At 35.6% G+C, this 16,291-nt stretch carries 15 protein-coding genes; all 15 read left to right on the forward strand.

The window, feature by feature from the left end; translation table 11 throughout:
* Positions 1-23: 23 nt before the first annotated feature.
* The 15 genes from murQ (at position 24) to ACQKP0_RS10200 (ending at position 16,034) form a co-directional block, all read left to right on the forward strand.
* The gene (murQ, locus tag ACQKP0_RS10130) at positions 24-971 is read left to right on the forward strand and encodes an N-acetylmuramic acid 6-phosphate etherase (protein WP_427405715.1); all 948 of its coding nucleotides are present in this window, start codon (positions 24-26) and stop codon (positions 969-971) included.
* Positions 961-1,998 carry a serine hydrolase domain-containing protein gene (locus ACQKP0_RS10135; RefSeq protein WP_427405716.1) on the forward strand — a complete coding sequence of 346 codons (1,038 nt, stop codon included), beginning with the start codon at positions 961-963 and terminating at the stop codon, positions 1,996-1,998. The genes murQ and ACQKP0_RS10135 overlap by 11 nt, the downstream gene beginning before the upstream one ends.
* Before the next feature lie 21 nt (positions 1,999-2,019).
* Entirely contained in the window at positions 2,020-2,724 is a 705-nt protein-coding gene (locus ACQKP0_RS10140; RefSeq protein WP_427405717.1) for a PIG-L deacetylase family protein, read from the forward strand.
* Positions 2,725-2,742: 18 nt separating this feature from the next.
* Positions 2,743-4,356, forward strand: a complete 1,614-nt coding sequence (gene nagZ / locus ACQKP0_RS10145; RefSeq protein WP_427405718.1) for a beta-N-acetylhexosaminidase — start codon at positions 2,743-2,745, stop codon at positions 4,354-4,356.
* Positions 4,357-4,468: 112 nt separating this feature from the next.
* Positions 4,469-5,836 carry an ABC transporter substrate-binding protein gene (locus ACQKP0_RS10150; RefSeq protein ID WP_427405719.1) on the forward strand — a complete coding sequence of 456 codons (1,368 nt, stop codon included), beginning with the start codon at positions 4,469-4,471 and terminating at the stop codon, positions 5,834-5,836.
* A gap of 76 nt (positions 5,837-5,912) precedes the next feature.
* The gene (locus tag ACQKP0_RS10155) at positions 5,913-6,836 is read left to right on the forward strand and encodes a carbohydrate ABC transporter permease (RefSeq protein WP_427405720.1); all 924 of its coding nucleotides are present in this window, start codon (positions 5,913-5,915) and stop codon (positions 6,834-6,836) included.
* A 48-nt stretch (positions 6,837-6,884) separates the two neighbouring features.
* Positions 6,885-7,745: a carbohydrate ABC transporter permease gene (locus ACQKP0_RS10160; protein WP_427405821.1), complete on the forward strand. Its 861-nt coding sequence runs from the start codon at positions 6,885-6,887 to the stop codon at positions 7,743-7,745.
* 11 nt (positions 7,746-7,756) lie between these two features.
* Positions 7,757-8,857 carry an ABC transporter ATP-binding protein gene (locus ACQKP0_RS10165; protein ID WP_427405721.1) on the forward strand — a complete coding sequence of 367 codons (1,101 nt, stop codon included), beginning with the start codon at positions 7,757-7,759 and terminating at the stop codon, positions 8,855-8,857.
* A gap of 36 nt (positions 8,858-8,893) precedes the next feature.
* Positions 8,894-9,580 carry a hypothetical protein gene (locus ACQKP0_RS10170; RefSeq protein ID WP_427405722.1) on the forward strand — a complete coding sequence of 229 codons (687 nt, stop codon included), beginning with the start codon at positions 8,894-8,896 and terminating at the stop codon, positions 9,578-9,580.
* Positions 9,581-9,645: 65 nt separating this feature from the next.
* The gene (locus ACQKP0_RS10175) at positions 9,646-10,797 is read left to right on the forward strand and encodes an exo-beta-N-acetylmuramidase NamZ family protein (RefSeq protein ID WP_427405723.1); all 1,152 of its coding nucleotides are present in this window, start codon (positions 9,646-9,648) and stop codon (positions 10,795-10,797) included.
* Positions 10,798-10,815: 18 nt separating this feature from the next.
* The gene (locus tag ACQKP0_RS10180) at positions 10,816-11,763 is read left to right on the forward strand and encodes a GNAT family N-acetyltransferase (protein WP_427405724.1); all 948 of its coding nucleotides are present in this window, start codon (positions 10,816-10,818) and stop codon (positions 11,761-11,763) included.
* A 112-nt stretch (positions 11,764-11,875) separates the two neighbouring features.
* Positions 11,876-12,739, forward strand: coding sequence for a MurR/RpiR family transcriptional regulator (locus tag ACQKP0_RS10185; RefSeq protein ID WP_427405725.1), 864 nt, complete (start codon positions 11,876-11,878; stop codon positions 12,737-12,739).
* A gap of 221 nt (positions 12,740-12,960) precedes the next feature.
* Entirely contained in the window at positions 12,961-14,235 is a 1,275-nt protein-coding gene (locus ACQKP0_RS10190; RefSeq protein WP_427405726.1) for an ABC transporter substrate-binding protein, read from the forward strand.
* A gap of 18 nt (positions 14,236-14,253) precedes the next feature.
* Positions 14,254-15,198: a carbohydrate ABC transporter permease gene (locus ACQKP0_RS10195; RefSeq protein WP_427405727.1), complete on the forward strand. Its 945-nt coding sequence runs from the start codon at positions 14,254-14,256 to the stop codon at positions 15,196-15,198.
* 11 nt (positions 15,199-15,209) lie between these two features.
* Complete coding sequence (locus ACQKP0_RS10200) at positions 15,210-16,034, forward strand: carbohydrate ABC transporter permease (protein ID WP_427405728.1); 825 nt, start codon at positions 15,210-15,212, stop codon at positions 16,032-16,034.
* Positions 16,035-16,291 lie beyond the last annotated feature (257 nt).

Here is a 16,291-nt window from a genome sequence, read left to right on the forward strand (position 1 = left end):
TCTGAATTAGAAATACGGAAAGCTTGGAAAGGCGTGTGGAAATGAAGGTAGATCTTTCAACTTTAATGACAGAACAAACAAATAATCGATCTCAAAATATAGATCGGCTCACAACATTGGAAATAATAGAGTTGATGAATGATGAGGATCAGACAGTTGCTGTATCTGTAAAAAGGGAACTCCCTCAAATATCAAAGGCAATTGAGTTGATTTATGAATCACTAAAAAATGGAGGAAGATTATTTTATATCGGTGCAGGAACAAGTGGAAGGATTGGGATTTTAGACGCTTCGGAATGTCCACCTACTTTTTGTACACCTCCTGAATTAATACAAGGTATTATTGCAGGTGGCAAGGGTGCCGTCTTTAAAGCAGTAGAAGGTGCTGAAGATAGCAAGGAAAATGGAGAATACGATTTAGCAGAAAAACAGTTACAAGCTAAAGATGTAGTTGTAGGAATAGCTGCAAGTGGAAGAACTCCCTATGTTATTGGAGCACTTGAATACGCCGATCGCATAGGTGCAAACACTGTTGCTCTTTCATGCAATAAGAATGCTGAAATTAGTAATTTTGCAAAAATAGGAATCGAAATTATTGTTGGTCCTGAAGTATTAACAGGATCTACTCGATTAAAATCAGCAACAGCACAAAAGATGGTTTTAAATATGCTCACTACAGCTACCATGATCAAACTTGGAAAAGTATATGGAAATTTAATGGTTGATTTGAACCCAAGCAATGCAAAGTTAATCGAAAGAGCGAGAAACATTGTGAAAAAAATTACTGGAGTCAGTTATACTGAAGCTGCAGCAATATTAAATCAGACCGATCAAAAGGTTAAGCCTGCGATTGTTATGATTCTTGCAGGAGTATCATTGGAGGAAGCTAACTATTTATTAAATCGTACCCATGGTTTTGTTCATAAAGCAATTGTAAAAGCAAAAGGGGGAAAGCTGGCCTGTGAAAAATAAAATCATTCATTTTCTTCAGCAAGAAATAGATTTAGAACATATACCTGGAGCTGTTATCCATATTTCCTATCAAGGGAAGGTTCTTTTACAAGAAGCGGTTGGCTATCGTGCTTTATTTCCAGAAAAAAGTCCAATGAAAACGGAAACGCTATTTGACCTTGCATCTCTCACGAAAGTAGTTGCAACCTTGCCAGCTATTTTAAAGCTAATAGAGACAGGTACTTTTAGACTTGATGATAAAGTAAAATATTTCCTTCCGCAATTCCACACCGAAGAAACTACATTAAAACATTTAATAACCCATACATCAGGACTTCCAGCACACAAACCATTTTATAAAGAGTCACTAAACAAGGATGAATTAATTAATAGGATTTGTAAAGAACCACTCATTTCTCGAGTAGGGGAAAAGGTGACATATAGTGACCTTGGTCTTATACTCCTATATAAAATTATTGAAGTAGTCACGACGGAAAAATTCGAAACATTCACAAAAAGAGAAATATTTAACCCTTTAGAAATGAATGATACAGGATTTAATCTGAACGATAATCGAGATCGATTTGCCGCTACTGAGTTTTGTGAGAATTTAGAGGAATACAAGACAGGCATTGTTCATGATGAAAATGCCGAAAGTATGGGAGGCATAAGCGGACACGCAGGATTATTTTCTACTATAAAGGATTTAGGTAACTATGCATCAATGATTGAAAATGAAGGGGTATTTCAGGGAAAACGTATATTATCAAGTGCGGCTCTTTTATTGGCAAGAGAAAATTTTACCCCTTTTGATGAGGAGTTCCGTGGACTGGGCTGGATGCTAAAGAGCGAGAATTATTCTTCTAGTGGTGACTTATTTTCAAAAAGCTCCTACGGACATACAGGATTTACAGGCACAAGCATTTGGTTTGATCCAGAAATAAAACTACATGTCATTTTATTAACCAATCGAGTTCATTTAGGGAGAAAGAATGCCATTATTCGATTGCGTCCAAGACTACATAATTTGATTCGTTCGTATTTTTAAAATTTTTCCGGAGGTATCATTATGCATTTAGTTATATTGGGAGCCCATTGTGGAGATGCAGAAATACAGGCTGGAGCTATTGCTCACAAATATGCTAAGGCAGGACATGAGGTAACCTTTGTTCATTTAACTGCTGGCGAGAAGGGGAATCCTGCACACATTTCTGTTGAAGATTATCGGGTTCAAAAAGTAAAAGAAGCAGAAAAGGTAGCTGAAATCCTTGGTGGAAAAAGTATCACTCTTGATTATAAGGATGCGGAGCTTAAGTGTGATGAAGAAACTGTAACAAGAGTAGCGACTTTAATGCGTAAGCTAAAACCGAATGTTGTAATTACACACTGGGTGAATAGTATCCACCCTGACCATGCTCTTTGTCCAAAAATTGTGCAAGCAGCACAATTAAAAGCAGGGCTGCCGGGCTTTGATTTAGATGGATTAGCCCCACATTATTACGGCTTTTATCATAGTGAAAACTGGGAGGACATGGAGGGATACGAGCCAGATGTATTCGTTGATGTATCAGATGAGTTCGACACTTACTTAGAGGCATTATCAAATTATTGGTTCATTATGAATTCAAAGTCTTTCCGTTATTACGACTACTATAAAGCACTTGGAACGGTGAGAGGATGCGTAAATCGAACGAAATATGCCCAAACACTTAAATTTCCAATTGGAGCGAATGTAAGAAAAGGAGCAATCATCCCAGGCTTTGAATTGTCATAAAAGCCATTAACGAGTGGAGTGAATATATTGGACTTAAAGAAAAAAGTCGGACAATTAATGGTTTTTGGGTTTAATGGGAAAGAGGCAACTCCAGAAATAAAAGCATTAATAAAGGATTATCATCTTGGAGCAATTATTTTATTTGGAAGAAATATTGGAACGCCTGAAGAAGTACTTAAGCTAACGACTGAGCTGCAAAGAGTAGCAAAAGAGGCGGGACATAAACATCCGTTGTTAATATGTACGGATCAGGAAAATGGAGCGGTTCGTAGATTAGGAGAGGGAACAACAATTTTTCCAGGAGCTATGTTATTAGGAGCAACTAATAAACCAGAAAATGCTAATAAGGTTGGAAATGCCACAGGGAAGGAACTTAAGGCATTAGGAATCAACTGGAATCTCTCACCTGTATTAGATGTGAATAATAATGCTCAAAACCCAGTTATTGGTGTTCGATCATTTGGTGAATCCCCATCAAATGTATCGTTATTAGGAAAAGAATTGATGAGAGGGATGCAAAATGCTGGAATGATCACGACATTAAAGCATTTTCCTGGACATGGAGATACAAGTGTGGATTCTCACTTAGATCTTCCTACAATTGATCATGATATGGAACGACTTCAAAATGTGGAACTATTGCCTTTTAGGGACTGTATCCAAAATGGTGCTGATACAGTGATGACAGCACATGTGTATTTTCCTGCTATCGAAAATCGCAAAAATGTTCCAGCAACACTCTCAAATAAAGTTATTAATGGTTTGCTAAGGGAGGAACTCGGATTTGATGGTGTCGTAACAACAGATTGTATGGAAATGGAGGCTATTTCAAGTACGATTGGAACCCCTCGAGGGGCAGTGGAAGCAATAAAAGCCGGTGTAGATTTAGTGATGATCTCTCACTCATACAGTCCACAAGTGAATTCAATGGAAGCAGTAATTCATGCTGTAGAAACAGGAGAAATTGAGTTGGAAACTATTGACTCCTCACTTAATCGAGTGGCGAAACTAAAAGAAAAATATTTAAGTTGGAATGATATCCAATTTTACGAAGAGATTGAGGTCCCTGAAGTTGTAGGGTGTGAAGAACATGATGAAATGGTGAATGAGGTCTATCGTCAAGGGGTAACAATAGTGAAAAATGACCAGGATATATTACCTTTATCAACAGATGCTTTTCATAGGGTTCTTATTGTGTATCCAGAAAATAATTCGAAATTGGGTGTAGAAGACAAAAGATATTTAAGTTTTTCCTTCGGTGAGTCGATTAAGGAGATTCATCCGAATGCTCAAGTCGTCCAATTATCTAATCCTCCAACAGAGGATGAAATTAATGATATTGCTCTTCAAGCGAAAACTTTCGATACGGTAGTAGTTGCGACATTATCAGCAATAACCGGGAGTAAGCAAATCAAATTAGTAGAAAAAATAGTTGAAACAAATAATAGGGTAGTAGTTGTAGCAACTAGGAATCCGTATGATTTAGCGTTTTTACCTAATGTCCCAGGATATGTTTGTACCTACGAATTTACCACACCTGCACTAAGAATAGCTGCACAGGCAATCTACGGGAAGATATTAGTTGAAGGAAAACTACCGGTTACCTTACCACAACAAAGTGCTCAGAAATAAATGAAAAAAAGTTCTAGTTTTTAAAAATGTTAAGGAGGTGAGGGGGGAGCAGCGGTCAACATTATTGTTTACAAAGTGTGTATATAGGTTATGAATGATAGGGGGAAAGTAAATGAAGAAACTAATTGTTTTATTATTATCTATTATTCTAGTCATTTCAATGGCTGGATGTAGTAGTAAAGAAACCGGAGGAAAGACTAAGGATGGTAAGGATATTATCACGGTATGGACATATCCTCATTATCCAGCACATCCAGAAATTGGACAAAAAAGTTATGAAGACCATCTTAAGGAATTAATTGCTGATATTGAAAAAGAAAATAAAGATATTAAGGTCAAATATGAAATTCTTTCATGGGAAGAAGGGGCTAAGAAATTTGATGTTGCTTTAAACTCTGGAAATCCACCAGATGTTTTCTTCTCTACAATGCAGCCAAAGTATATTAATACAGGTCTTGCTATACCATTAGATAAGTATTTAGATAAAGATGACCTTGAAGATTTAGAACCATTTGCGAAGGAAAACTTCACACTTGATGGGAAAATATGGGCAGTATCGCAATGGATTGCACTTCATTCTTGGGGAGGAAATCGAGCTCTATTAGAAGAAGCAGGAGTAGATATTGCTAAAATACAAAAAGATGGCTGGACATGGGAGGAATTTTACGATATTGCAAAGAAATTTACAGGTAAAAAGACAAAGGATGGGAAAGACCTTTATGGTTTCCTAACACAAGGAAAATCACCTGAAACTTTCGGGCATTTGATGAGAAACTATGGCATATTAAGGTCTCTATCTCCAGAGGGTAAGTTTCAATGGGGAGGAAAAGAGGCAGTAGAAACATTAGAATTCTTGAAAAAATTAATGGATGAAAAAATAATGCCAAAAGAAACAGCCGGTATCGATGAACAAAAAATGATAGACATGTTTAATGATGGACAAGCAGCTATTTTCGGAAGAACAGGTCCATATCAAATCACACAAAATGACAATAGAAACAAAGAGATAGATGAAGGAAAAATAAAAGGTGAGAAAATAGATATGGTTTTACTGCCTTTCCCACATCATGAAGGTTCAAAAGAAGTAGCTACCGGTGGCGGTGGTGGTATGTGGTTATTCAAACAAAAAAATTATAAAGGGGATAAGCATACAGACAATGCTGCAAAAGTACTAAAATACCTAACAGGAACTAAATCAAGTATAACTGCAGCTACACAATTCATTCCGCCTGCAAGAAAATCTGGTCAAAAAATGTATTCAGATATGCTACAGTTTGATACTGACAATGGTAAGTTTATTCAAAGAACATTGGGATATGTTGTAAGGGCACCTCAATTAGATCCAGTGATGGCTCAAAAAGACGGACAAATTGATGCAGATGGAGTAGAACCGAAATTCCAAGGTTTCTTAGCCGGTGAATTAACACCTAAAGAAACGGTTGAGCAGTGGACTAAAATTGCAGAAAGTATTTTGAAATAAACCTTAATAAGATTTCCCGCCTTTTGGCGGGAATCCTTTCATCGCTAGCTAAAAAAATGTGAAGGAGATGAAAACTATGGCCACTGTTCTTAGGGAAAATAAAAAGCGATGGTCATGGGGGATCGCAAAACAATTTATTAAAGACTATGGATGGTGTTATATATTTATTGCTCTTCCAGTTCTTTTGTTTCTTGTATTTACTGTGTATCCTCTTATATCAGCATTTATCATGAGTTTTCAGGAATATGGAATCTTAGAGTCTAGATATATAGGTTTAGAAAACTATAAGAAATTACTTGGTAGTGAAATTTTTTGGAAATCAATAAAAAACACAGTGATATATACAGTTGGCACTGTACCTGTAAGTATTATCATATCCTTTCTATTATCGTTATTAATTTTCCCATTAAATAAAAGATCTCAAACCTTTTTTAAAGCATCCTTTTATTTACCAGCAGTAACTTCAGGAGTAACGATGTCACTTATATGGTTATGGATGTTTGATCCAACAAAATCAGGATTAATTAATCTTTTTTTAAGTTGGTTTGGCATTGATCAGCATATGTGGCTGGCAAGTTCAGATACTGCTTTATTTTCTTTAATGTTGATGACATATATTGGTGGACATGGTAGTGGGATTATCCTGTATATGGCAGCAATGGGTGGGATACCAAAATCTTTATACGAAGCAGCTGATATTGATGCTGCAAGCTGGTGGTCAAAAATTAAAAATATAACGTGGCCGCTATTAAAACCAACAACTTTATATATGTTAATAACCGGAATTATTGGTTCGTTTCAAGTGTTTGAAGCAACGTATGTTATGACACAGGGTGGACCAAATTTTGCAACGACAACCATTGCATATTTGATTTACAAGCATGCATTTGAATATTACCAATTTGGATTAGCATCGGCAGAGGCTTTTGTCTTAGGGGTAATTATTATTATAGTTTCCGTTCTACAATTTAAGTATATGTCGAGTGACGTAGAATATTAGGAGGATAGTAACATGGAATTACAACCAACAACTAATCCCCAACATCAAATGGATATTGATGAGAAGAGAGAGAAGAATAAAAAAGTTTTAAGAACATGTGGATTTATTATTATTTACATAGTATTGGGGATATGGGCAATTTTCACTTTCGTCCCCTTCATTTGGATGATTAGTTCTTCTTTTAAAGATTCATCAGCGATAACTGCTGTTCCTCCCCAATTAATACCTGAACATCCTACTTTAGATGCTTTTAAGAGAATATTTGAAATGGGTGGATTAGGCAGGTGGTTTCTTAATAGTATTATTGTCGCAGGAATAAGTACTATAATTAATGTTTTTTTTGCATCTTTAGCAGGATATGCATTTTCGAAATTAAAATTTCCAGGAAGAAATACAATTTTTTGGATTCTTTTATCAACGATGATGATACCTGGACAGGTAACATTAATTCCATTATATATTTTAGTTGTAAATACATTTCATTTAGAAAACACATATGTAGGATTAATCGTTCCAGGAATGGTTAGCGTCGGTAGTATTTTCTTAATGAAACAATTTATGAGTTCTTTACCTAGCTCATTGATTGATGCTGGAAGAATAGATGCATGTAGTGAGTTTGGTGTATTCTGGAAAATAATTCTTCCGATTTCGAAACCTGGATTAGCAGTCTTGGCTATATTTACATTCGTTGGACATTGGAATAGCTTTTTTTGGCCATTTTTAATAACGAATACAAACACAATGAGAACATTACAGGTAGGTTTAACAACATTTAGATTTGAACATTTACAGGACTACGGAGCTATGATGGCAGGGGCGGTTTGTAGCGCAATTCCTATGATTATTGTATTCCTTGCATTACAAAAGTATTTCTTACGTGGTATTACTATAGGAGCTGTTAAAGGTTAGGAGGAATTTCAGTGGCAGAAGTGAAATTTGTCAATGTTATTAAGGAGTTTGAAGATGAGAAAAAAGGTAAGGTTCGTGCCGTAAATAACGCGAATTTTACTGTTAAAGATAAAGAATTTCTTGTTTTTGTTGGACCTTCGGGTTGCGGGAAAACGACTTCCTTGCGAATGGTTGCTGGACTTGAGAGACAATCTAGTGGGGATATTTACATTGGCAATAGATTAGTGAATAAGGTACATCCAAAGGATAGGGATATTGCTATGGTTTTTCAGGATTATGCCCTTTATCCACATATGACAATTAAAGAGAATCTAGCATTTGGATTGAAAAATTTAAAAACCCCAAAAGCTGATATAGAAGCAAAGATTAAAGAGGCTGCAGCCATTTTGAGTATAGAGAATCTTTTAGATCGTAAACCGCGAGAATTAAGTGGTGGACAAAAGCAGCGGATCGCTGTTGGAAGGGCAATAGTTCGAAATCCAAGTGTTTTCTTATTTGATGAGCCATTAAGTAATTTGGATGCTAAATTAAGAGTACAAATGCGTGTGGAACTTTCTGAGTTACATAAAAGGCTGGGAGCAACTGTCATTTACGTAACGCATGACCAAGTTGAAGCAATGACATTAGGTCAAAGGATAGTCGTTATGAATCAAGGTGAAATTCAACAAATCGCTTCACCGGAAGAATTATATGAATTTCCAAATAATATGTTTGTAGCAGGCTTCATTGGTTCACCGCCTATGAATTTTGTCAAGGCTAGGTTAGATGGAAATCAATTAATTACTTCGGATTATACATTTACAGTACCGGAAAAACTGATGGGAAAATACAAAAGCTATCAGAACAAAGAGGTTATTCTAGGAATAAGACCTGAGGATATTATTTCTACCAATCTACTAAGTGCTCAACCTGAAGTCAATGTTGTAAATCCTACGTTAAAGGTAGTTGAACATTTGGGGGCAGAGTTACTCTTTTACTTTAATATTGGTGATGACCAAATTACTGGTAGAGTAACTGCTGATGCAAAACTTAGCAGCCTTACAAAAGTTGAGTTATTTTTTAATTTAGAAAAAATGCATCTTTTTGACCCTGCGACTCAGGAAAGAATTTGAAATTTTTAAAATTGAAGAAGGAACGGTGATAATCATATGCTATCGATCAGCAAATTACTGAAAAAAACGGGACATCAAATCTTTTTGAACATTCTAACAGTACTGGGAGTTAGTATATGTTGGTCATTATTTATCGTTCCTGCCGTATTCTTACTCCCAATAACTTGGGCAATTGCCTATTTGATGATTATCTTTTTGCCGGCTACAACGGCTGTTTACGCTGTAATTCAGCACGTTTTAGAAGGGAAAAAGTATAAGTTAGGAATGTTTCTGAAGTCTTTTGCTTACTTTTTCAAAAGAGCATTCCTTCTTGGTTTAATTTATAGCTTAGCGGTAATCATTCCTTTATCCGAATGGTGGTACTACTTAAATATAAATAATAGTTACTTCATTTTCATTTTTGCAGTGTTTCAAACCTATCTTTGCTTAACTTTTCTTGCGACGCAGGTGTATGCCATTCCTCTTTTAGTATTAAAAGATGTAAAGGCAATTAAAGCTATGAATCAATCTATAAAGGAGTTTATGGGACATACATGGTATACGATTGGACTTTTTGTGCAAATTCTCTGTATCACACTTTTAATTAGCTTTACTATCATCGGGTTCTTTTTACTATTTATTGGAATGCTTTCTATCTTTGTATTAAATGCAACAAAGAATTTGGAGCTAGGTAAGAAAGAAAAACGTGTCGCAGAGGAAAAAAGAATTGAGCAGACGGTATAAGCTTAGAGAAGAGCTTCAAATTACAAAAATAGATTTGCCTTTCACTGAAAGGAAGTGTCACTTACATGAAATTAGGAGTTACTGTATTCTTAGAAGAATACATTTCAAAATTCCAAAACAAGAGAATCGGCTTAGTCACAAACATGACTGGAGTAAATGAATCACTAATTCCTACTATTGATTTATTCCACGAGCATCCTTCTATTCATTTAACAGCATTATATGGACCTGAGCATGGTATCAGAGGAGATGCAAAAGAGGGAGAAAAAGTAGAATCCTTCATTGATAAATATACAGGTTTGCCTGTATATAGTCTCTATGGCGCTTCTAAAAAGCCTAGCAAAGAAATGTTGGATCATGTTGATGTAGTAGTTTTTGACCTTCAGGATATTGGAGCACGGTACTATACATTTATTTATACAATGGCCTATGTGATGCAAGCGTGTGCGGAGTATGGAAAGCACTTTGTTGTATTAGACCGGCCAAATCCAATTTCTGGATTATCAACAGAAGGGAATTTAGTAGAGGATGATGTTCGTTCATTTGTCGGATTATATCCCATTCCTAATCGCCATGGTATGACAGTCGGAGAAATAGCCCAGCTTTATAAATATGAGTTTGGGATTGATTGTGAACTTACTGTTGTTCCTATGACAGGTTGGAGCCGAAAAATGTATTTTGATCAAACAGGATTATTTTGGGTACCTCCATCACCAAACACAACAGGAATAGATATGAGTACATTATACCCAGGGACTTGTTTAGTTGAAGGAACAAACCTATCAGAAGGGAGAGGAACGACAAGACCGTTTGAGTATGTAGGCGCTCCTTTTATTGATGGTTATCGTTTAGCAAAACATTTTAATGAGAAAAAAATTCCTGGGGTATTGGCTAGACCTGTTTCTTTTATCCCAACTTATCAAAAACATAAGGATCAAGTGTGTGAAGGGATTCAATTGCATGTAGTTGACCGCTTTAACCTTCACTCCTTAAAAGCTGGATTAACATTGCTAGAATTAGTAGCAGAAATGTACCCTAAACAATTTCAATTTAATAAAAATGAAGCGAATGGGAAGTATTTTTTTGACTTATTAGCAGGGACAAAAAGGCTAAAAAACCAAATATTAAATGGAAGCGTTCATCATTTCCTTGATGAGTGCAATGAGCTCTTGGATGATTTTAATAGAAGAAAAGCACCTTATTTAATCTATAAGTAATAGTAAGGAGTGTCCGTATTGATTACCTATCGATGCTACGAATCAGGTGATGAGAAGCAGATCGTTTCTCTCTGGAATAAGAGTTTACAAAAGGATCCTATTCATTCATTAAGATTTAGGAATTTGGTTTTGTTAGATGCAAATTTTGATCCAAATGGTTTAAGGCTAGCATTTGATAACGATAAATTAGTTGGATGTGTGTACACTATCAGAAGATTGTTACCTATGTATGGTACGGACTTGGAGCCTGATAATGGCTGGATTCCTTTCTTTTTCATCGATCCTAGCTACAGACGATTAGGAATCGGATCTCAATTGATAAAAGAAGCAGTTGAGTTTTTAAAAGCAAAAGGGAGAAAAAATGTCTTTTTTGCTTCTTATGCACCGAACTACATTTTGCCGGGAATTGATGAAGATACATATCCAGAAGCGCACGGATTCCTACAAAAACAAGGCTTTGAAAAGCTCTATTCACCTGTTGCTATGGATCGTAATCTAGTTGGTTATGAAGCTCCTAATGATGTTCGTGATTTGAAGAGTCAGAGGGAATCTGAAGGTTATACCTTTTCTACTTGTGAAGATAAGGATCTTTATGAAGTCATTCAATTTGCTAATGAAAAGTTCAATCATGATTGGGGAAGAGCCATTCGAGAAGGAATTTTACAAGGCTTGTCCCTAACCCAAATATTAATCGCTAGACAGGAACAAAAACTTGTTGGTTTTTGTATGCATGGAGGATATGAAGGTGTTCCAGAACGTTTTGGACCATTTGGAGTAGATCCTGATCAGCAAGGAAAGGGATTGGGAAAAATTCTTCTGCATGATTGTCTAAACTTAATGCGTTCTAAGGGATTGCATAGTGCTTGGTTCCTTTGGACCGGAGAAAAAAGTTCAGCAGGCTATCTTTATAAGAAAACGGGCTTTGAAATTACTAGAACATTTCATGTGATGAAAAAGACTTTGTAATACGAATGCAAAAAAACTGAAGTGGAGACTTCGGTTTTTTGTTGACTTTATTATATAAAAACAGCTATAACTTGACATAGGTAAATAGAATGATCGAAATGAGGTGGTGTATATGGCAGTAACAACTGGGGGACTAGCTATGCTCTCTGAGATGCTTTCGAAGCTTCCACCATCAGAAAGAAAAATCGCTTCTTATATTTTACAAAATCCACAAGAATCAATTACGATGACTGCGAGCGAATTGGGGAAACATAGCTCTACAAGCAGTGCAGCTGTTATAAGATTATGTAAATCATTAGATTTAAAGGGATTTCAGGAATTGAAATTAAGGATAGCCGGGGATTTACAAAAAACAAGTGAATACGGGTTCCGTGATATTGAACCAAATGAATCGAGATTTACTATTATTGAAAAGATGACGAATAACAGTATTCAAACCATTAAGGAAACTGCAGAATTACTCAGCACAGATGAGCTTTCCAAAGCAGTTGAAGTATTAAAAAAAGCAAATAATATCCATTTCTTTGGTGTTGGCGCTTCAAGTATCATTGCCCAAGATGCACAGCAAAAATTTTTACGAATTAACAAAAATGCAACTGCATTTTCTGATATTCATATGGCCGCAACATTAGTTGCCAATGCCCATGAAAATGATGTTGTGTTTGGTATATCGTTTTCTGGAAAAACCTTTGAAGTAGCAAAGATTTTGGAGCTTGCTAATAAGCAAGGGGCAAAAACGATAAGTCTTACAAAATATGGGGCATCTATTGTTAATGAACAAGCAGAAATCCGATTATATACTTCTGCAACTAGAGAGCCTACATTTCGAAGTGGAGCGACCTCATCACGAATAGCTCAACTGCATGTTATTGATATTCTCTTTATGTGTGTAGCTTCTCAAGCATACAATGAAACCGTGAAGTATCTTGATGAAACAAGAGATGCAATTAATTTTTTGAGGGAAAAAATTAAATAGTTTATAGGGATTAGAATCTTGGATTCTGATCCTTTTTTTGTGTTAGCAATCAATATTCATGTTCTATTTTTTTAAGGTTGTTTATAACTTAAATGTAAGGGTTGTATCATTCTAGCTTTAGTTAGAACCTTAGTTACTAAATGATATATCCAAGAATTGCTGTTGATCTCTTCCACATTATCGCAGGGGGAAATATAACATTTTAAAGGGGGAAAGTTCAATTGAAAAGGATCAAACGAACAGGGATTATTATACTTTTTATACTTGTCATGATGTTATCAGCTTGTTCCTCGAAGAACACGAATGGGGAGGATTCAAAGAAAGGCGGAAAGACTGTTACATTAGAAATTGGAAGCTGGAGAACGGAAGACAAAGCGGGCTATGAAAAGCTTATTAAAAAATTTAATGAAAAATATCCGAATATTAAAGTGGAGTTTAAACCATCAAAAAGTACGGAATACAATACCATCCTTAATACAGCTTTAAAAAGTGGAGGAGGTCCAGATCTTATCCAACTACGCCCTTATGCTCCGACGGCAGAGCTAGCGAAATCAGGTTACTTAGAGGCAATTGATGGCTTGAAAGGCTTAGAACGATTTCCGGATTCAGCTTTACAGGCATCAAAAGGTGAAGATGGAAAACAGTATGGTGTACCTTTAAACATTAGTACGACACAAATGTTTTACAATAAAAAAATATTTCAAAAGTTAGGTCTTGAAGAGCCAAAGACATGGGATGAGTTTATCCAATTAAATAAAAAAATAAAACAAGAAGGGATTATTCCGATTGCACTTGGTTCCAAAGAAGGATGGCTGCTTTCTGCTGCACACGGAATCATCGGACCCGCACTTTATGGAGGAAATGACTTCGTAGACCAAATCTCCACAGGTAAAACGAATTTCACGAGTCCAGAATTCATTAACTCCATAAAAGCAATGGATGAACTAAAAAATTACTTCCCTGACAATTATGAAGGCTTAGGAATGGATGATATTCAAACGTTATTTTTTACTGAAAAAGCGGCGATGTTCCCAACGGGAAGCTGGGTAATTGAACAGTTGCTGAAAATGAATCCAAATTTGGAATTAGGCTACTTCCCAATGCCGTCCGCTGTAGGTAAAGAACCGACGATTACAACATGGGTGGACGGTTCCTACGGTATTAATGCAAACTCAAAACATAAAGAAGAAGCAAAGAAATTCCTAGAATTTATGACTTCAGATGAATTTGGAAAACTCTTTACAAAAGAATTTAAGATGATTAGTGCCATTCCTGGAATTGAATCGGATGATGCATTGGTCAGTTCTCTAAGCAAGGCTATTGAAGAAAAACCAACTCCTTATATGATTCTTGTTTATTTTACCGGTGGGAATCCAACGACAAAAGCAACGTTAGAAACAGAATTACAAGGAATGTATTTAGGGAAGAAATCACCAGAAGAAGTAGCTAAAGCCGTTCAAAAAAGTGCTGAATCATGGTTTAAGCCTTTTCAATAAAGGGTAGGTGATTTTACTATGAATGAAACGAACATAAAACGTATAGATAAAAAACAAAGGAGATGGAAAAGATGGGGGATCCATCTTTTTCCTCTCCCCGCCCTAATTATTTATGGATTATTTATTGTTTATCCGTTAATTGCGGCACTTATGTATAGTTTTTTTGATTGGAATGGAATTGTAAGAGGAGCATTTGTAGGACTTAAAAACTTTAAAAATCTGTTTACATTAGAGCCTTTCAGTGGAATGTTTTGGAACGCTTTTCGTCATAACATTATATATTTTGTTATACAAATGGTTGTTCAAAATGGACTTGCTTTTTTATTAGCATTTGTTCTTTATAAAAAAATCCGCGGAGCAGAGTTTTTTAAACTAGCTTTTTTCCTTCCAAGATTATTATCTGTGATAGTTGTAGGATTTTTATGGAAGCTTATCTTAAACCCAAACTTTGGTGCACTAAATGCGATCTTAGGAAAAATAGGATTGGAATCATTACAAAAAGCTTGGCTTGGAGATCCTAAGTCTGCCCTCATTACAATTATCCTGGTTAACTGTTGGTTTGGGTTAGGCTTTGGGGTTCTTATTTTCCTTGCAGGTCTCCAAGCGGTTCCAACTGAATTAACAGAGGCTGCCACTCTAGATGGTGCAAAGGGTTTTACAATGATTCGTAAAATTATTTTACCATTGATGATTCCCTCGATTATGATTATGACCGTCCTAACATTTATCCAATCATTTGAGGCATTTGAATTAGTTTATGCAATGCAAGGCTCAATGGGCGAACCATATTTTTCGACGGATACATTAGCAGTATATTTTTATCGCTTAGCTTTTGGAGGATCTAGTGGAGAATCATCCGCAATTGGGTTAGGTTCTGCATTGGCAGTTGTATTATTTCTATTTATATCTATTTTTACTGTACTATTTTTAAAATTCACTCAGAAAAAAGAAGTAGAGATGTAGGAGGGATAAAGGTGAAACATTCCATATGGACTAGGCCAATGTACTATATTTTAGCCTTTTTATTTGCCTCCATAAGCTTATATCCTATTGTATTAATGATCGCTTCATCTTTTAAATCAAGTTCGGAAATATTTACAAATCCGCTGTCTTTTCCGAAAGGGTTAAATTTAGATACGTATAAAACACTATTAGAACAAATTCCATTTATGAAGTTTTTTTATAATAGTGTCATTGTTAGTATAGTTTCTGTTCTATTGATATTAATGACAGGATCTTTAGCGGCATATTATATTGCAAGGTATAAATATAAGTGGAATCAAGCTTTGTTTTTCCTTTTTTTAATGGGAATGATGATTCCGATTAAATTGGGGATTGTGCCGTTGTTTATTTTAATGAAAAATTTAGGATTAACCAATTCTTTATGGTCGCTTATTTTAATTTATACTGCTACAGGTATTCCATTATCTATGCTGATCTTAACAGGATTTTTTAGGACAATGCCTGTCGAGCTAGAGGAAGCAGCGCGAATTGATGGAGCAGGTGATTTAAGAATATTATGGAATGTAGTATTACCATTAATGCGTCCTGCACTTGGTACTGTTTTTATTATTAACTTCGTTCAATCCTGGAATGATTTCTTTTTTCCGCTTATCTTTATTTCAGATGAAGCTAAGAAAACGATTCCTGTAGGAATGTTGTCCTTATTTGGTGAATATTCCGCAGATTGGGGCTCCTTGTTTGCAGGATTGACACTATCGTCGATTCCGATGATTGTCCTTTTCTTTATTGCCTCTAAACAATTTATGGAAGGACTCACAGCAGGAGCGGTTAAATAACCATTTGTTTAAAGGTAAATTATGAGAAGGGATTAGAGTTTACTATGATTCTAATCCCTTTTATTGTGTCATACTAAGAAAAGCCATCAATGGCAGCCATTACTTAAGATATATAAAGGGAAATAAAAAATAGGCTTTGTTAATGCTTTTTGTTGATAAAATTACCTGTCTGGTATTGTGAAGCGTGTTCTTTACGAAGTAAAACTAGCTGAGTACATACCAGACAGGGTTTTATTAGAAACAACAACATTGTTTAA

Source organism: Heyndrickxia sp. NPDC080065 (genome assembly GCF_050281185.1).
In the GTDB taxonomy this organism is placed as follows: Bacteria; Bacillota; Bacilli; order Bacillales; family Bacillaceae_C; genus Heyndrickxia.